We start from the raw sequence: 16,355 nt of genomic DNA, 5'->3' as shown, positions 1-16,355 counted from the left end.
CGGCTGCACCCCGGGAAATCTGTGGTAGCCCTTCGGGCAGGCCATACGGTGGGGGAACCGAGGCCCTCCACTTGTAGCTAGGGCTACAGTGCGCTGCGCGCGCCGTTGAGGCGTTCGGCCTCCGTTTTCAAGGCCTTGTTGAATGCGTCGAACTCATCGGTCAGCAACTCCTTGCTCTGCGCATACACCGACTCCGCCAGCGGCCCCGTCCATACTTCGCGGTTCACCAACCGTGTCCCCGCACCCTCCGCACTCAGCTCCCACCGGTGCCGCCCGAAGAACAGCTCCGGATCCCCGCCCTCCGACGCCAACAACGACGGAGGCTCCACCGCCGTGATCCGCCCCTCGAACTCCCGCTCCGCCGGCGACCCCCAAGCCGCCCGCGTGCGCACCTCCGCCCCCTCCTCGGCCCGCCCCGACACGTACTCGATCAGGTCGTTCCACTCCCGGTACCGGCCGAAGTCGGTCAGCACCGCCCACACCGCGCTCGGCGGGGCGTCGATGAGGATCTCGGTCCTCAGCTCATTTTCCTGCATGGTCGTGCAGGTTAATGCTCCGTGCCCGCCCCGCGCACCCGGATAAACTCCCTGCCATCGCAGGGGTCAAAGGGCAGGTGCAGAAGCGCGGCGTCGAGCGGCGGCGGGTGATGGTGGACGCTGCCATCGAGTTGTTCGGGCAGCAGGGTTACGCGGGGACCGGTGTTGCCGCCATCGCCGCGCGGGCCGGGGTGACGCCCTCGGCGGTCATCCACCACTTCGGGTCCAAGGAGAACCTGTTGCGGGCCGTGCTCGACGAGTTCGACGCTCGGGCGGCGGCTCGGGTGTCCGGGCACCTCGACGGTGGGCGGGACGGGCTGGTCGCGGCTCTCCTGGCGGATGCCGAGTACACGCAGGCCCATGCCGGGCTGGCCACACTGCACATCGTGTTGCAGGCCGAGCACCTGGCGGCGGCTGGCTCCGAGGTGCGTGAGCGGTTCCTGGCGCGGAGTCGGGCGCTTCGGTCGGCGTGTGCCCGGATCCTGGGGGAGGAGGCCGCGACGGAGTTGGCGGCGTTCCTCGAAGGCGCGGTCACCTTGTGGTTGCTGGATCCCGAGCAGGTCGATCTTCGGGCTCTCTACGCGCGCTACCTATCGCGGCTGTGATCAGCCACCCCACCAGCACCGCGGCACCAGCGCCCACGGTGTTGTTGGCGAAGTCCTGCGCCTCGCACACGCCCAGGCCCGTCGTGGCCTGCACCAGTTCGACCACGCCGCTCAGCCCCGCCGACAGCCCGAGCACGACCACCGGCCGTCTCGTGGCGAGGGTCGCGAAGAACGCGAAGGGCACCAGCATCAGCAGGTTGAGCCGCTGCAACGACCCGGTCAGCGAGAACTCGTTGGCCACGCACCACCCGATGGGGTCGGCGGTGACCACGCCGGCGTCCAAGACCCCCGGTCTGCCCAGTGTGACCGCCAGCGCCAACGCCAGGCCGCACCCGGCCAACGCCGCCGGCACCGGCCGCCACCCCCGCCACCGGGCGAGGAAGAAGGCCACCGTGCCGAACCCGACCCCGCCGAGGAACAACCCGGCGACCACTTCGGGTTGGCTCAGCACCAGCTCCGCGATGTAGGCGTCCTGTCGTGCGCTCATGCCATATGAGACGCGTGAGTCTTGCTCCGGTTGGCCTAGAACCGGTACCTGAGGATGCGGCCCACGTCCCTCAACCCCGGCAACTTGGCCATGACCTGCAACGGGATCCGGCCCGACGCGGGCATGTCCGCGATCTCCGGCAACTCCAGGGCGCGCACGTCCTCCACCAGCGACAGGCCCCACGCCTCGATCGCCCGCGGGTCGTCCAGCCCCCAGCGCAGGGTCGCCCCGGACCGGCGCACGGCCGGCACCAGCTTCTGCATCTTGATCCCGACCGACCCGTACACGTCGAACAGCACCTCGCCACCCGCGAACCGCCCGACGACCTTCTCGACCAGCCCACGCACTTCGTGCTCGTGCAGGTACATGGTCAGCCCCTCGGCCACCACGACGGTCGGCCGGTCGGCGGGCACCTCGTCCAGCCAGCCGTCGTCGGTCACCGAGGACGCGATGAGCCGGTACTCCCCGTCCGGAACCGGCAGCAGGCGCTCCCGCAACGTCACGACCTGCGGCAAGTCGACATCGACCCACAGGACGTGCGGGCCGGGGTAGAGGCGGAACACCCGCGTGTCCAGCCCACACGCCAAGTGCAGGACGGTCGCGTTCTCATGAGAACCCAGGAAATCCCGCGTCCAGCCGTCGAGCTTCTTGGCCCGCATCGCCACACCGGCCGCCGAAGAAGCGTTGATGCCGGTCCGCCGGAAGTCGTAGTCGATCCTCCGCACGGCATCGAGGGCCGCGGTGTCGTTCAAGATCGGCTTGCGCGAGCGGCTGTCCAGCGCACGCGCGTAGAGGGTGGCGAGCATCGTTTCAGGCGCGCCGGTGAGCGTGATCCGTTCACGGTCCACCCCACCGACGCTAGCCCTCTAGCCCTCCAGTCGCCACAGTGGCGACACCGGTCCGACGCCGCCACCCAACGGGTAGGCCGCCGCGACCGACTTCACGATGAACTCCTTGCCGAACGCGACCGCCGTGGGCACGTCCTCACCCCGCGCCAGCCTCGACGTGATCGACGACGCCAGCGTGTCGCCGCTGCCGTGGGTGTGCTTGACGTCGTAGCGCGGCCCGGGGAACTCGATGAACTCCGTCCCGTCGTACAGCACGTCCAGGCAGCCCGGGTCGTCCCACAGGTGTCCGCCCTTGACCAGCACCCACTTCGACCCGTACTCCAGCAGCACCTCGGCGGCCTTGCGCTGGTCGTCGTGGGAGCGGACCTCGATCCCGGTCAGCAGCCGCACCTCGTCGAGGTTCGGCGTGATCAGGGTCGCGCGCGGGAACAGCTTGCCGCGCAAGGCGTCCAGGGCGTCGTCGCGCAGGAGCTGGTGGCCGTGCATGGACGCCGCCACCGGGTCCACCACGAACGGGATCGACCGTCCGATGTGGACCCGGTCGCACGCGTCGGCCACGGCCTCGATGATCGCCGCCGACGCCAACATGCCGGTTTTGGCCGCGTCCACGCCGATGTCGCCCGCGACCGCCTCGATCTGGGCGGCCACCACGTCCGGCGGGATCTCGGTGTACCCGGTGACGCCCAGGGAGTTCTGCACGGTCACGGCGGTCACGGCGGTCATGCCGTGCACGCCGCACGCGAAGAACGTCCGCAGGTCGGCCTGGAGGCCCGCACCACCGCCGGAGTCGGATCCGGCGATGGTGAGGGCCTTCGGTGGGGTCACGGACATGTCAGTCCGTCACGACCGGCAGGTAGACCTTGTTGCCGTGGTCGGTGAACTCGTGCGACTTCTCCTCCATGCCCGCCTCGATCGCCTCCACGGTGGACAGTCCGCGCTCCTCGGCGTACTTCCGGACGTCCTGGGTGATCTTCATCGAGCAGAACTTCGGCCCGCACATCGAGCAGAAGTGCGCGGTCTTGGCCGGCTCGGCGGGCAGGGTCTCGTCGTGGAACGAGCGCGCGGTGTCGGGGTCCAGCGACAGGTTGAACTGGTCCTCCCACCGGAACTCGAACCGCGCCTTGGACAGCGCGTCGTCCCAGTCCTGCGCGCCCGGGTGGCCCTTCGCCAGGTCCGCCGAGTGCGCCGCGATCTTGTAGGTGATCACGCCGGTCTTCACGTCGTCCCGGTTGGGCAGGCCCAGGTGTTCCTTCGGGGTGACGTAGCACAGCATCGCCGTGCCCAGCCAGCCGATCTGCGCCGCGCCGATCGCCGAGGTGATGTGGTCGTAGGCGGGCGCGATGTCGGTGGCCAGCGGCCCGAGGGTGTAGAACGGCGCCTCGCCGCACCACTCCTCCTCCAGCCGCACGTTCTCCGCGATCTTGTGCATCGGCACGTGCCCGGGACCCTCGATCATCACCTGCACGTCGTGCGAGCGGGCGATGTGGGTCAGCTCGCCCAGCGTGCGCAGCTCGGCGAACTGGGCCTCGTCGTTGGCGTCCGCGATCGAGCCCGGCCGCAGGCCGTCACCCAGCGAGAACGTCACGTCGTAGGCGCGCAGGATCTCGCACAGCTCCTCGAAGTGCGTGTAGAGGAAGCTCTCCTTGTGGTGCGCCAGGCACCACGCGGCCATGATCGACCCGCCGCGCGAGACGATGCCGGTGACCCGGCGCGCGGTCAGCGGCACGTACCGCAGCAGCACGCCGGCGTGCACCGTCATGTAGTCCACGCCCTGCTCGGCCTGCTCGATCACGGTGTCCCGGTAGACCTCCCAGGACAGCTTCGCCGGGTCGCCGTTGACCTTCTCCAGCGCCTGGTAGATCGGCACGGTGCCGATCGGCACCGGCGAGTTGCGCATGATCCACTCGCGGGTCTCGTGGATGCGCTTGCCGGTGGACAGGTCCATGATCGTGTCGGCGCCCCACCGCGACGCCCAGACCATCTTCTCCACCTCCTCCTCGATCGAGGAGGTCACGGCGGAGTTGCCGATGTTGGCGTTGATCTTCACGAGGAACTTCTTGCCGATGATCATCGGCTCGGCCTCGGGGTGGTTGCGGTTCAACGGGATCACGGCGCGGCCGATGGCCACTTCCTCCCGCACGAACTCGGGGCTCATGTTCTCGCGCGCGGCGATGAACGCCATCTCGGGCGTGATGATCCCGGCCTTGGCGTAGGCCAACTGGGTCACCGCGCCGTTGATCGGCTCGCGCGCGGCGACCCAGTCCGCGCGCAGCTTGGGAAGTCCACTGTGGACGTCGATGGTCGCGTCGGAGTCGGTATACGGACCGGAAGTGTCGTAGAGGTCGACGTGCTCGCCGTTGGTGAGCTCCACCCTGCGGAAGGGGACCTTCACCCCGTCGGCCACCTCGCGGTAGACCTTGCGCGAGCCCGAGATCGGGCCGGTGGTGACAGTCGGCTTCACCGAACGGTCGTCAAGTGCCGTCACGACATTCCTCCCTACGCCGGCATTACCCGGTCAGGTTCAGGCGGTCGGCGGCACCGGAGTCCCCTCCAGCCGCCCTCTCAGCCCGCTGTGGCGCAAGCTCCCGCGTGTGTTGAGTTGTCCGCCTGACCATAGCCACGACCCCGGTCGGATGCCAAGGCCGACCCGGACGGCCCACGGCGGCACGCGGATGCCAAGCACCCCCCTTTGCGCGTACCTTTCTCCGCGTGGCTGATCACCAGCCCTTCCCGCCCGGCGCGCGGCGCGTGACGCGTCCCGCTGCGGTTTCGCCGTGCCCGTCGTGCGGCGAGCCGGCCGGGCGGAGCTACCCGTCCTGCCGGTACTGCGCCGAGCTGGTCGACCAGTACTGGCTGCTGGACTGGCAGGAGCTGCTCGCCGCCGAGAAGCTCGCCGAGGGCGGGGCGGGGGAGAAGGAGCTGGCCGAGCTGGTGCTGGCCGACGAGGTGGGCCGCCACCCGTGGACGTGCACCGACTGGGCGATGACCCTGGTGACCTGCGCGCACTGCGGCGAAGAACCCGCCACAGGTCCCGTGGACTGCGTTAGGTGTGCCACGGCGGACGAGCTGCGCTGGGCGTGGGACCACGCCGGCTACCCGCACGCCATGACCGCCGGCGAGCACGCGTTGCGGGTCGCGCGAGCGGTGTTGCGCGCACCGCACCGGCGGCGGGCGACCGTGGTCGGCGCGTGGCGGCTGCTGATGCCGTTCCTGCTGGTCGGCGAGCTGCCCACGGCCGGCCAGGTGCGGCGCATCCGGGCGCACGTCCTCGCGGGCGCGTACGCCGAGCTGGCCGGCTGCACGACCCACGTCGAACTGGCCGGGTTCCCCGAACTGCCGTGGCGCCGGTCAGCGCGGGTCGAGCACCAGCCGAAGCCCAAGCCCGACCAGCACCGCCCCGGACACCCGCTCGACCGCCCGCCGGACCCGCGTCCGGGCCAGAAGGCCGCGGACCCGGTCTAGGACACCCACGACCACCAGGTACCAGAGCGTGTCGACGGCCACCCAGACCAGCGCGAACAGCAGCAACGCGCCCCGGCCGGCGTCCGCGGGCGGGAACTGCGGCAGGAACGACAACGCGAACACACCCACACCGCCATCGTCACCCCGCCGTCCAGGGCTTTTCGGCTCAGTCGTCGTCCTCGTCGTCGGCGAAGGGGTCCTCGGAGGTCGCCGGGTCCCAGGACAGGCCGGGCACGCCCCACCCGTTCGCCTTGATCATCTTCTTCGCCGCCCGCTTGTGCCGGCCCACGAGCCGGTCCAGGTACAGGTACCCGTCGAGGTGGTCGGTCTCGTGCTGGAGGCAGCGCGCGAAGAACCCGGTGCCCTCGACCTCGACCGGCTTGCCGTCCCCGTCGAACCCGGTGACCTTCGCCCAGGACGCCCGCCCGGTCGGGTAGGACTCGCCCGGCGCCGACAGGCACCCCTCGTAGTCGTCGTCCGGGTCGGGCATGCCCAGCGGCACCTCGGAGGTCTCCAGGACCGGGTTCACCACCACACCCCGGTGCCGCACACCCTCGTCGTCCGGGCAGTCGTAGACGAACACCCGCTGGTCGACCCCGATCTGGTTGGCCGCGAGCCCCACGCCGTGCGCCGCCGCCATCGTCTCGAACATGTCGTCGATCAGCGTGCGCAGCTGGTCGTCGAAGACCTCGACCGGCTTGGTCGGGTGGTGGAGCACGGGCTCGCCGGCGATGACGATGGGGTGGACTGCCATGCCGACAAGCGTATCCGGGTCAGGACGCGCCGAGGCGATGAACCGACCCCGACCAAGATCACGTGATTGAATGGCAGCCACGCACCAGGTAGGGCTGAGGAGCCAGATGGACGCCGCAGAGGCACTGGCGCCGGCGGAGGGGCCGGACGACGGTTTGGACGACCGGGAGCGCGCGATCCTGGCCTTCGAACGCCAGTGGTGGAAGTACGCGGGTGTCAAGGAGCAGGCCATCAAGGAGCTGTTCGACCTGTCCCCCACGAGGTACTACCAGTTGCTCAACGCGTTGCTGGAGAAGGAAGAGGCGTTGGCGGCGGACCCGATGCTGGTGAAGCGGCTGCGCCGCTCCCGGACCGGCAGGCAACGAGCCCGCGCCGCCCGCCGGTTCGGCGTCGAGCGCCCGGGTGTCGAACGCCGATGAGCAGCCCGGAGCCCGCACGTTCCGCCCACCCCGCCCGCGCCGCGGGCCTCGCGCTGATCGGCGTGGCGGCCCTGGCCCTGGTGATCGGCGTGGTGAGCCTGTTCACCGGCGGCGGCGACGACCAACCACCCGGCGCCCAACCCACCGGCAGCTCCAGCGAGACCGCCACCACCACGGAGTCCCCGGGCACCGGCACCCCGACCGAGCCGCAAACCACCACGGCCTCCCCGACGACACCGGCACCCACCACCACGACGGCCGCCCCCACCGGCACCGCCGGCACGACGGGCACCCCGCCACCCCCGGTCACCGTGCCGAACAAGGTCCCGGTGCGCGTCTACAACAACAGCGACATCCCGAACCTCGCGGCACGGGCATCCGACGACGTGCGCAAGGTCGGCTGGGACGTCGTCGAGACGGGCAACTACTCCCAGGGCGTCATCCCGACGACCACGGTGTACTTCCGCCCGGGAACCGACGAGGAAGCCTCGGCCCAGCAACTGGCCCAGGCCCTGCGCGCCGAGGTCAAGCCCCGCTTCGACGGCATCGAAGGCGCCCAACCGGGCATCATCGTGATCGTCACCAGGGACTACGAAGGCCCTTCCGGCAAGATCTGATCTTGTCGTACCCCCGTGGGACAATGGAGACGGGGGCCGGAGGCTGGCCCCCGCAAGCGTTTGCTCACACCTTCCGCGACTCCGCGTAGGCCTCCAGCGCCGCCAACTGCACCGGGTCCAGCGAAGGCCGCACCGCCGTCCGCGCCTTGGCCAGGTGGTCCGCCGTCACCTCCGCCGCCGACAGCGACTCCCGCATCGCGGTCAACGCCGCCTCCCGCACCAGCGCCGCGCAGTCCGCCGCCGAGTACCCGTCCAACTCCTCCGCCAGTGCCGACAAGTCGACATCGGCCGCCAACGGCGTGTTCCGCGACGCCGCCCGCAGGATCTCCGCCCGCGCGTCGGCGTCCGGCGGCGGCACGTACACCAGGCGCTCCAACCGCCCCGGCCGCAGCAGTGCGGGGTCGATCAGCTCCGGCCGGTTCGTCGCGCCCAGCACGATCACGTCCCGCAGCGGCTCGACGCCGTCCAACTCGGTCAGCAACGCCGCGACCACCCGGTCACCCACCCCCGAGTCCGACGACTGCCCCCGCCGCGGCGCCAGCGCGTCCACCTCGTCCAGGAACACCAGGGCCGGCGCGGCCTCGGCGGCCCGCCGGAACAGCTCCCGCACCGCCCGCTCCGACTCGCCGACGAACTTGTCCATCAGCTCCGCGCCCTTGACCGACAGCACGTTGAGCCGCCCGCTACCCGCCAGCGCCCGCACCAGGAACGTCTTCCCGCACCCCGGCGGCCCGTACAGCAGCAGCCCGCGCGGCGGCGCGACACCCAGCCGCGCGAACGAGTCCGGGTACTGCAACGGCCACAGCGCCGCCTCGGTCAGCGCCTGCTTGACCTCGGTCATGTCGCCCACATCGTCCAACGTCAGCCCGCCGGTCCGCAGGGTGTCCGAAGTGGACATCGAGATCGGCCGCACGGTCTCCAACGCGCCCAACAGGTCCTGCTGTGCCACATGCGGCTCGTCGACATCCCGCTGCCGCAACGCCGACCGCACCGCAGCCTCCCGCCGCAACGCCACGAGGTCCGCCGCGACAAACCCAGGCGTCCGATCCGCGACCACACCCAGGTCCACATCGGGCTCCAACGGCACATCCCGCAACAGCACCCGCAGCAACTCGGTCCGCCCCACACCATCCGGCAGCGGCAAGACCAACTCGCGGTCCACCAACTCCGGCACACGCAGCCGCGGGTCCACCGCCTCGGGATGCGCACTAGTCACGACCAGCGCAAACCCCGGCCGCTGAACAGCCTCACGCAACGCGTCCAACACCACCGTCGCCACCGGCGGCGGCTCCGAAGCCGGCAACAACGCCTCGACATCGGTCACCAACAGCACCGCAGGCGACCCGGCCGACGCCAACGCCTGCCTCAACCGCGCAACCGTGTCGTTGGCCTCCAACACCGCGATGCTAGGCGCGGCCACCTCCACAACCGCCGCCCCAACCCCTTGCGCAACGGCCCGCACCAACGTCGCCTTGCCAACCCCTTCCGGCCCACTGACCAGCGCCGCCAACCGAGGCGCCGCCCCCAACCGAGTCAACAGCTCGGGATGCTGGAACGTGAGGTCAAGCCACTCGGTCAGCCGACGAGCAGCATCGTGCTGCCCCACCAGATCCGCCACCGGCACGGCCTCCACCACAGGAGGGGCCGGAACACTCTTCGGCGGCACAGGATCACCCGTCCGAGCCCCGTCCCGCCACCCCACCACCGTCGAGGGCTGCACCGCCACCACCCCAGCGGGCTCGACGGACGTGATCGTCAACAACTCGTTGGTCCACGTCATGCCGATGGCATGCGACAACTTCCGCCGCGTCTCGCTCACGTCCACCCCGGGCGGCGGAGCCAAGTCCTGGGGCAGCAACGAGACGGCGTCCCCGACAGTGAGCACCTTGCCCGTCAACGCCATCCGCAACGTCTCAGGCGTCAACGAGGTACTGGCCAACCGCGACCCAGCCACAGTCACCACCCGAGCCCCAACCACCTCGACCGGCGCCACGACGACCTCGGCCCCTTCGACAACCCCGAGGTTGGACAACGTCACGTCATCCACGAACACCACCCCGGGCGGCCCATCCCCAGCGGCAGCCAACGCGGCGGACACCCGAGCCCCGGTCAACTTGACGGCATCCCAGGCCCGCAACCCCAAGGCATCCAACACCTCACGATGCATCCGCACCACGCCACGCCGGGTGTCGAGGGCCGAGGGAGACAGACGAGCCGTCAACGTGATCACGCCAAGAGCCTAAGCCGTACCCCCAAGGACCCGACCGGCCAACACCCCAAGCCACCCCCGCAGCCCACGCGCCCGCAGGGCGCACGCTTTTCACGGAGCTCGCGCAGCAGACCCCCCAACTTGGGCTTCTTCCGTCATCCCCGTATGGCCTGCCCGAAGGGCTACCACAGATTTTCGGGGTTGCAGCCGAAATTTTTGTGAGGAACGAGCAAAAATTTTAGCGGCAACCCCGGAAATCTGTGGTTGGCTCCGCCAGGCCATACGGGGATGACGGAAGAAGCCCCCGCCCTTGTTCTTTCGTCCATCCTTGGCGGCCTGCCCGCCGGCGAGGCGCTTTCAAGCTTTTAGCTTTTCGCTTTTCGCTCTTGAAAAAGAGAACCGGGAGCAAAGGCATGGCCTCCGGCCCCCGGTTCAATCATCCCACGGCACACCGACAAAAACCGGTAGCCAACTCTCAGGTCACCCCGGCCAGCCGCCCTCAGGACCGGTGGTGCCGCCGAAGGCCGATCTGCCGCCAGCCCCGACGCTTCCCACCACCCGCGCCACCCGCGCCACCAGGCCCACCAGGCCCACCAGGAGCCCCGGCCCCACCAGGCGCGCCATTGGCCTCAGCCGCCACCCGAGCCGGATCCACCGCCCGACGAGGCCGCCGAACAGCCCGCATAGCCGCCCCAGCGACCCGCCCACCCAACGGCTGCCGCAACCCCAACCGCCGAGCCGCCACCCCATGAGCCCGCTTGATAGCCCGCCGATCCGCAGCAGGCACCGACCAGGCCTCCGGATGCTTGGCCAACCACCGATACCGCCGAACCGAATACGGCAGATGCGCCAGGTACACCAACGAAGCCGCGATCAACGCCACCAACGGGAACGTGATGATCGCCGCCGCCAACAACGCCACCCCCACCAACAGCGGAGCAACGGCCCGCGGCGGGACCTTGATCGTCTTCACCGACAGCGTCGGGATGCGGCTGACCAGCAGCAATGCCACCGCGACGGTCCACAACCCGACCACCCACGGCTCCGACCACCACCCCGGCCGGCGGAACTGCTCCTCCAGGATCAGCGGCAGCAGCAACAACAACCCACCGGCCGGCGCCGGCACGCCCACGAAGAACTCCTTCGCGAACGGCGGCTGCTCGACCTCCAGCAGGGTGTTGAAGCGGGCCAGGCGCAGCACCATGCAGACCGCGAAGATCAGCGCCACGACCCAGCCCTCGCGGCTGGAGTCGAAGCGCCACACGAAGATGACCAGCGCGGGCGCGACGCCGAAGGAGATGGCGTCGGCCAGCGAGTCCAGTTCGGCGCCCATCTTGCTGGTGGCGTCCAGCAGGCGGGCGATCCGGCCGTCCAGCCCGTCGAACACCGCGGCCATCGCGATGGAGGCGATGGCCGCGCCGTAGAACCCGTTGATGGCGAAGTACACCGCCGACAGGCCCGCGCACATCGCCAGCACGGTGATGGCGTTGGGCAGCAGCCGGACCCCTGGGCCGCTGGGAGCCATGTGCGTCAGCCCTCCGGGAGCTCGGCGAGCACGGTCTCGCCGCCGATGGTCTTCTGACCCGCCTCGACCAGCACCCGGCTGCCCGCCGGCACGTAGAGGTCGACGCGCGACCCGAAGCGGATCAGGCCGTAGGTCTGGCCGGCCGCGACCTTGTCGCCCTCGACGACGTGGCACACGATCCGCCGCGCCACCAGGCCGGCGATCTGCACGACCACGACGTCGTGGCCGTCGAACGACCGCAGCCACACGGTGTTGCGCTCGTTGTCCTCGCTGGCCTTGTCCAGGTCGGCCGACAGGAACTTGCCGGGCCGGTAGCTCACCTGCTTGACGGTGCCGGACACGGGCACGCGCTGGACGTGCACGTCGAACACCGACAGGAACACGCTGATCCGCGTCATCGGGACCTCGCCCAGGCCCAGCTCGGCCGGCGGGACGGCCTCGACGACGTGCGACACCGTTCCGTCGGCGGGCGCCACGGCGATGCCGGGACGGGTGGGCGTGGTGCGCTTGGGTTCGCGGAAGAACCACGCCACCCAGGCGGTCAGCAGGGCGCCGACGACACCCGCGCGCTTGGAGAAGCGGCGCAGCAGGAGGGTGGCGACGGCCGCACCCAGCACGAACGGGCGACCCGCGGGGTTCATCGGGGGGACGATCCCCTTGGCGAGGTCGAGGAAGTGGGAGACGGCACCACTGTTGTTGTCGCGATCGACGGTCATGGCTCTTCCGGGTCGGGGCACGTGTCATTCGACCGGCCACACGCTACGCCGGCGGCACCCGGCCCCGTCCGGCGTGCCCGTGCGTCCCCCGACGAACGCACGCGCACCACCGGACGAGCATGCGTCGAGTGTAATCCCCGTCACATGGCGTACTCAACGTCAGCGTGTGAGCGCTCTGTCACACAACGCGCTCACCCGTTCGCGCACCAGCGACACGTTCGTCGGATCTTGAACGGCCGGTGCAACCACTTCAGGTGCGTCCACGGTCGTCCCGTCCACCAGCACGACCTGCCACGGTCCGCCCCAGTCCAGCCGGAACGACGCCCGCCCGGACCGCACCAGCTCGTCCAGCAGCACCGCGCCCAGCAACTGGGTCACCACCTCGACCAGAGCACGGTCACGCTCCTCGACGGGCACCGAGTCGCTCAGCAGGTGCGGCGCCAGCACCCCCAACCGCCCCTGCTCCAACCCGGTCAGCAGCCCGTCGAGCGTCCCCGCCGGCGCGAACCCGCTCTGCTTGCCCGCTTCGACCAGCAGCCCCGCGAAATGCGCCACGTGCGCCGCCCCAGCCCGCTGAACCACCTCCGGCCAGTCCGCGACCGGCCCGAGGTCGTCCCGGATCATCCCCCGCTCCAACTCCGCCAGCCCTGCGACCAACGTCCACGCCGGCTCATCAGCCCCACCGACAACCCCGCCCCCAGCGGCAACCCCGCCCCCAGCGGCAACCCCGCCCCCAGCGACAACCCCAGCGGCAAACCCGGCCCCACCGGCAACCCCAGCGGCAACCCCGGCCGCACCGGCAGCCCCCGCCACGTCCGGCGAGGGCAACGCCTCCATCGCCGCGATCCGCTCCCGGATCGGCGGGTGGCTGTCGAACACCGACGCGGGCTGCTCGTCCAGCAACCGGTCGGCGACCTGCCCCAGCTCCGCCCGCCGCCGCGGGTCACCCAGGAACGACCGGAACCCGGCCAGCACCTGCGGCGTCCGCCCGGCCGCGGGCGCCAGCGACACGTAGTCCTCGTGGTAGGCGTCCCAAGCCGCGTCCAGCGACAGGATCTTCCGCAACGCCGACTGCGCGGTCGCCCGACCGGCAGCGGCCACCGAAGCCGCGTCCGCGTCCAGCTCCTGCCGCCGGTTCACCGACGCCGCGACCCGCGCGTACAGCCTGGCGTAGGCGGCCAGCGGACGGGCGAGCAGCGTGTCGCCCAGGTTGTCCACGGTGTGCGCCAGGGCGTTCTTCGCGCGGTAGGTCAGGGCGGACAGCTTGGTGTGCCCGCCGCCGTAGTGGCCCAGCTCGTGCGCCAGCACCGACCGCAGCTCGCCGACGGTCAGCCCGGCCAGCAGCGGCAGGCCGATCATCAGGTACCGCGGACCGGGCCGGAGCCCCAGCAGGCCCGCCTTCTCCCACACCGCCGCGTTGACCTCGGGCACCAGCCGGATGTCGTCGGGCGCACGGGTGCCGGCGATCACCGCAAGCTCGTCCACCACCCGCCACAGCTCGGGCTGCTGCTCCCGGGTCAGCGGCACGCCCTCGGGCTCCGCGCGCAGCTTGAGCGCCTTGTAGACCGCGCCGGCCACGGCCAGCGCGATGCCACCGGCGATCACGGCGACCTTGATGGCGCCGACGCCGAAGTGCCCGGTCGTCATCGCGACCACGGCGACCGTGCCCAGGCCCACCGTCAACCCGAGCACGATCACGAAGAAGCCGACCAACAGGGACACGGCCAGGATCGGACGCGCCATTCCCCCCACCCCACTTCCGAAAAACCCGACAGGAACCGTCCCCGCGGACCCCCAGGCGGGCACTGCGGGCGAGATCTTCGCAGATCAGGCGGCGGTTCCGAACGGATTTCGCACAGCGGGCCGAGCGGGTTCCTCAGAGGAAGCGGACCAGCACCTCGTCACCCTCGGCCAGCGCGGTCACGTCCTCGGGCACCTCGATCAGGCAGTCGCTGATCGCCAGCGCCGACAGCAGGTGCGACCCCGGCCCGCCCACGGGCGTGACGACCCTCCCGGACACCGGGTCGTACTTGCCGCGCCGGAACTGGGTGCGCCCCGCCGGCGAGGTCAGGCCGGCGCTCAGCCGGGCCTTCGCCGTCGGCCGCTCGACCTGCGCGAACCCCAGCGCCGCGCGCAGCGCGGGCCGGATGAACACCTCGAACGACACCTGCGCGCTCACCGGGTTGCCGGGCAGCGTCGCCACCGCCACCCCCTGGTAGCGGCCCGCGCCCTGCGGCCCACCCGGCTGCATCGCGACCTTCGTGAACTCCACGCCCCGCCCGGTGAACGCGTCCTTGACCACCTCGTACGCGCCCGCGCTCACCCCGCCCGAGGTCAGCAGCAGGTCGAACTCGGCTAGCCGCGCGCCGACCGCCGCGTGGAAGGCGTCCACGTCGTCGGGCACGAACCGCAGCAGCTCCGCCTCGCCGCCCGCCTCCCGCACGGCCGCCGCCAGCATCACGCCGTTGGACTCGTAGATCTGCCCCGGCAGCAGCTCGGTCCCCGGCGACACCAGCTCCGACCCGGTCGACAGCACCAGCACCCGGGGCCGCCGCCGCACCGGCAGCACCGCGAACCCCAACGCCGCCGCCAAGCCCAGCTGCGCCGGACCCAAGGGCGTGCCCGCGGCCAGCACGGTCGCGCCCGCGGCCACGTCGTCCGCCGCCAGCCGCACGTTCTGGCCGACGACCACCGACCGGTCCACCCGCACCGACGACGTCCCGCCGTCGGTCCACTCGACCTGCACCACGGCGTCCGCGCCGGGCGGCACCGGAGCGCCGGTCATGATCCGCTGCGCGGTCCCGGGCTCCAGCGGCACCAGCGAGGTCTTCCCGGCCGGGATGTCGTCGGCCACCGGCAGTGTCACCGGAACCGAGGCCAGGTCGGCCGCGCGCACCGCGTACCCGTCCATCGCCGAGTTGTCGAAGGGCGGCAACGGGATCGGGGCCACCAGGTCGGCCGCCAGCACCAGCCCCAGGCAGTCCGCGACGGGCAGGTCCACCACGGGCATCACGCCGACCAGCTCCGCCACGCGGGCGCGGTGGTCGGCGACTCGGGTCAAGGGGTTCGACACGGCCACCATCCTGCCGCGCGCGTGCGAGACTGCTCCGACCGGCCGCATGATCGCCGGTAGGCAGCGAGGGGGGGAGAAGACCGGTGCAGGTCCGCACGCGACACACACCGACCTTCGGGGTGGCCAGGCTGGTGCTCGCGCCCGCCGAGCCGGTGCTCGTCGAACGGTCGTCGGTGGTCGCGACCAGCTACGGCGTCACCGTGGACACCAGGGGCAAGGCGCCCGGCGTCAAGGCCGCGCTGTGCACGGCGAACCCCGAGGGCGGCTGGGTGGACGTCGCGCCCCCGCTGCCCGGCGACCTGCACGTCCTCGAACTCGACGGCACCACCGGCTGGTGCGTCGCCCGCAACACGTGGCTCGCGAGCGCGGTCACCGTCGCCCTCGACCCGGCCGCGCCGCCGGTGCGCGCCCTGCACGGCGGCGACAGCGGCTTCCTGTCGCACTTCCGCGGCACTGGCTCGGTCGTGCTCAGCTGCTACGGCACCCTCGACGTGGTCACCCTCGCCGCGGGCGAACTGGTCACCCTCGACGCGGGGCACGTCGTCGGTTTCGCCGACACCCTCCAGTGCCGCCTGCGCGCCCTGTCCCCGGACCTGCCGCAATCGGTCCGCACCGGAGACGGGCTCGTGTTCGACTTCGCCGGTCCGGGACTGGTCCTGACCCGTACGCACAGTCCGCGCGCACTCGTCAGTTGGTTGCGCGACAACGGATTCAGCACGCGCGCATGACTCCATAAGGAGGTATCGGCGAACCCCCTCGTGCCTCTAGCGTGGCGGTTTGCTCAGGTATTTCTCGAAGGAGGACGTCTTGGCTGTCGGCACGGTCAAGTGGTTCAACTCGGAGAAGGGGTACGGCTTCATCGCCGCCGACGGCGGGCCCGATGTCTTCGTGCACTACTCGGCGATCCAAATGGAAGGCTTCCGCACGTTGGCCGAGGGCGACCGCGTGGAGTTCGAGATCCAGGCGGGCCGGGACGGCCGCAGCCAGGCGGCGGACGTCCGGAAGGCATCGTGAACCCCGCCCGGCCCGCCTGGCGGCGGGTCGGGCCGTTCCCCCGTGACCGGGCGGGCCGTGCCGTGACCGGACTTACCCCGAACCGCCCGCA

General features: G+C 71.0%; 18 protein-coding genes and 1 riboswitch. Of the genes, 6 read left to right on the top strand and 12 right to left on the bottom strand.

The features are described from left to right. Positions 1–83 precede the first annotated feature (83 nt). Positions 84–536, bottom strand: coding sequence for an SRPBCC domain-containing protein (locus WBN91_RS24960; RefSeq protein WP_337724918.1), 453 nt, complete (start codon positions 534–536; stop codon positions 84–86). Positions 537–613: 77 nt separating this feature from the next. Here WBN91_RS24960 and WBN91_RS24955 point away from each other — a divergent pair, with 77 nt between their 5' ends. Then, complete coding sequence (locus tag WBN91_RS24955; RefSeq protein ID WP_337724919.1) at positions 614–1,141, top strand: TetR/AcrR family transcriptional regulator; 528 nt, start codon at positions 614–616, stop codon at positions 1,139–1,141. Here WBN91_RS24955 and WBN91_RS24950 read toward each other — a convergent pair. The 4 genes from WBN91_RS24950 to thiC form a co-directional block, all read right to left on the bottom strand. Then, the gene (locus WBN91_RS24950) at positions 1,068–1,628 is read right to left on the bottom strand and encodes a VanZ family protein (protein WP_337724920.1); all 561 of its coding nucleotides are present in this window, start codon (positions 1,626–1,628) and stop codon (positions 1,068–1,070) included. The two genes, WBN91_RS24955 and WBN91_RS24950, sit on opposite strands and share 74 nt — an antisense overlap. A gap of 35 nt (positions 1,629–1,663) precedes the next feature. Further along, positions 1,664–2,476, bottom strand: coding sequence for a class I SAM-dependent methyltransferase (locus WBN91_RS24945; protein WP_337724921.1), 813 nt, complete (start codon positions 2,474–2,476; stop codon positions 1,664–1,666). Positions 2,477–2,494: 18 nt separating this feature from the next. Continuing rightward, positions 2,495–3,307 carry a bifunctional hydroxymethylpyrimidine kinase/phosphomethylpyrimidine kinase gene (thiD, locus tag WBN91_RS24940; protein ID WP_337724922.1) on the bottom strand — a complete coding sequence of 271 codons (813 nt, stop codon included), beginning with the start codon at positions 3,305–3,307 and terminating at the stop codon, positions 2,495–2,497. Between the two features lies 1 nt (position 3,308). Beyond that, positions 3,309–4,961 carry a phosphomethylpyrimidine synthase ThiC gene (gene thiC / locus WBN91_RS24935; RefSeq protein WP_337724923.1) on the bottom strand — a complete coding sequence of 551 codons (1,653 nt, stop codon included), beginning with the start codon at positions 4,959–4,961 and terminating at the stop codon, positions 3,309–3,311. After that, a riboswitch (TPP riboswitch) is annotated at positions 4,952–5,075 on the bottom strand. It overlaps the preceding gene by 10 nt. 110 nt (positions 5,076–5,185) lie before the next feature. On the opposite strand from thiC, the gene WBN91_RS24930 reads away from it, so the two are divergent. Beyond that, positions 5,186–5,938, top strand: a complete 753-nt coding sequence (locus WBN91_RS24930) for a hypothetical protein (protein WP_337724924.1) — start codon at positions 5,186–5,188, stop codon at positions 5,936–5,938. Here the strand turns inward: WBN91_RS24930 and WBN91_RS24925 are convergent. Further along, entirely contained in the window at positions 5,825–6,061 is a 237-nt protein-coding gene (locus tag WBN91_RS24925) for a LysE family transporter (protein WP_337729403.1), read from the bottom strand. The two genes, WBN91_RS24930 and WBN91_RS24925, sit on opposite strands and share 114 nt — an antisense overlap. Positions 6,062–6,104: 43 nt before the next feature. Continuing rightward, positions 6,105–6,692 carry a peptide deformylase gene (locus tag WBN91_RS24920; RefSeq protein ID WP_337724926.1) on the bottom strand — a complete coding sequence of 196 codons (588 nt, stop codon included), beginning with the start codon at positions 6,690–6,692 and terminating at the stop codon, positions 6,105–6,107. A gap of 106 nt (positions 6,693–6,798) precedes the next feature. On the opposite strand from WBN91_RS24920, the gene WBN91_RS24915 reads away from it, so the two are divergent. Both WBN91_RS24915 and WBN91_RS24910 read left to right on the top strand, forming a co-directional pair. Next, on the top strand, positions 6,799–7,110 hold the full coding sequence (locus tag WBN91_RS24915) for a DUF3263 domain-containing protein (RefSeq protein WP_121223461.1): 312 nt from the start codon (positions 6,799–6,801) through the stop codon (positions 7,108–7,110). Beyond that, a complete protein-coding gene (locus tag WBN91_RS24910; RefSeq protein ID WP_337724927.1) occupies positions 7,107–7,727 on the top strand; it encodes a LytR C-terminal domain-containing protein in 621 nt (206 codons plus the stop codon). Before WBN91_RS24915 ends, WBN91_RS24910 begins: the two co-directional genes overlap by 4 nt. A 64-nt stretch (positions 7,728–7,791) precedes the next feature. On the opposite strand, the gene WBN91_RS24905 is transcribed toward WBN91_RS24910, so the two are convergent. The 5 genes from WBN91_RS24905 to moeA form a co-directional block, all read right to left on the bottom strand. Further along, entirely contained in the window at positions 7,792–9,957 is a 2,166-nt protein-coding gene (locus WBN91_RS24905; RefSeq protein ID WP_337724928.1) for an AAA family ATPase, read from the bottom strand. Between the two features lie 478 nt (positions 9,958–10,435). Beyond that, a complete protein-coding gene (gene pssA, locus WBN91_RS24900) occupies positions 10,436–11,461 on the bottom strand; it encodes a CDP-diacylglycerol--serine O-phosphatidyltransferase (protein WP_337724929.1) in 1,026 nt (341 codons plus the stop codon). 5 nt (positions 11,462–11,466) lie between these two features. Beyond that, the gene (locus tag WBN91_RS24895; RefSeq protein WP_337724930.1) at positions 11,467–12,177 is read right to left on the bottom strand and encodes a phosphatidylserine decarboxylase; all 711 of its coding nucleotides are present in this window, start codon (positions 12,175–12,177) and stop codon (positions 11,467–11,469) included. Positions 12,178–12,336: 159 nt separating this feature from the next. After that, positions 12,337–13,920 (bottom strand): M48 family metalloprotease, encoded by a 1,584-nt coding sequence (locus WBN91_RS24890; protein ID WP_337724931.1) that lies wholly within the window; start codon positions 13,918–13,920, stop codon positions 12,337–12,339. Between the two features lie 133 nt (positions 13,921–14,053). Next, positions 14,054–15,259, bottom strand: a complete 1,206-nt coding sequence (gene moeA / locus WBN91_RS24885; RefSeq protein WP_337724932.1) for a molybdopterin molybdotransferase MoeA — start codon at positions 15,257–15,259, stop codon at positions 14,054–14,056. A gap of 74 nt (positions 15,260–15,333) precedes the next feature. Between moeA and WBN91_RS24880 the strand changes: the two genes are divergently transcribed. Together WBN91_RS24880 and WBN91_RS24875 are read left to right on the top strand one after the other, a co-directional pair. Next, positions 15,334–15,978, top strand: coding sequence for an AIM24 family protein (locus tag WBN91_RS24880; RefSeq protein WP_337724933.1), 645 nt, complete (start codon positions 15,334–15,336; stop codon positions 15,976–15,978). A gap of 79 nt (positions 15,979–16,057) precedes the next feature. Beyond that, positions 16,058–16,264 (top strand): cold-shock protein, encoded by a 207-nt coding sequence (locus WBN91_RS24875; RefSeq protein WP_121223452.1) that lies wholly within the window; start codon positions 16,058–16,060, stop codon positions 16,262–16,264. Positions 16,265–16,355: the final 91 nt, after the last annotated feature.

Origin of the sequence: Saccharothrix sp. CCNWYY140 (assembly GCF_037401995.1) — a bacterium.
In the GTDB taxonomy this organism is placed as follows: Bacteria; Actinomycetota; Actinomycetes; order Mycobacteriales; family Pseudonocardiaceae; genus Actinosynnema.
The sequence above is the reverse complement of the archived record's forward strand: the minus strand, read 5'-3'. Positions and strand labels throughout refer to the sequence as shown.

Coding starts and splice junctions, on each gene's coding strand:
- thiD (WP_337724922.1), bottom strand. CDS start 3,307: ATGTCCGTGACCCCACCGAAGGCCCTCACCATCGCCGGATCCGACTCC.
- moeA (WP_337724932.1), bottom strand. CDS start 15,259: ATGGTGGCCGTGTCGAACCCCTTGACCCGAGTCGCCGACCACCGCGCC.
- WBN91_RS24920 (WP_337724926.1), bottom strand. CDS start 6,692: ATGGCAGTCCACCCCATCGTCATCGCCGGCGAGCCCGTGCTCCACCAC.
- pssA (WP_337724929.1), bottom strand. CDS start 11,461: ATGGCTCCCAGCGGCCCAGGGGTCCGGCTGCTGCCCAACGCCATCACC.
- WBN91_RS24890 (WP_337724931.1), bottom strand. CDS start 13,920: ATGGCGCGTCCGATCCTGGCCGTGTCCCTGTTGGTCGGCTTCTTCGTG.
- WBN91_RS24950 (WP_337724920.1), bottom strand. CDS start 1,628: ATGAGCGCACGACAGGACGCCTACATCGCGGAGCTGGTGCTGAGCCAA.
- WBN91_RS24910 (WP_337724927.1), top strand. CDS start 7,107: ATGAGCAGCCCGGAGCCCGCACGTTCCGCCCACCCCGCCCGCGCCGCG.
- WBN91_RS24915 (WP_121223461.1), top strand. CDS start 6,799: ATGGACGCCGCAGAGGCACTGGCGCCGGCGGAGGGGCCGGACGACGGT.
- WBN91_RS24960 (WP_337724918.1), bottom strand. CDS start 536: ATGCAGGAAAATGAGCTGAGGACCGAGATCCTCATCGACGCCCCGCCG.
- WBN91_RS24895 (WP_337724930.1), bottom strand. CDS start 12,177: ATGACCGTCGATCGCGACAACAACAGTGGTGCCGTCTCCCACTTCCTC.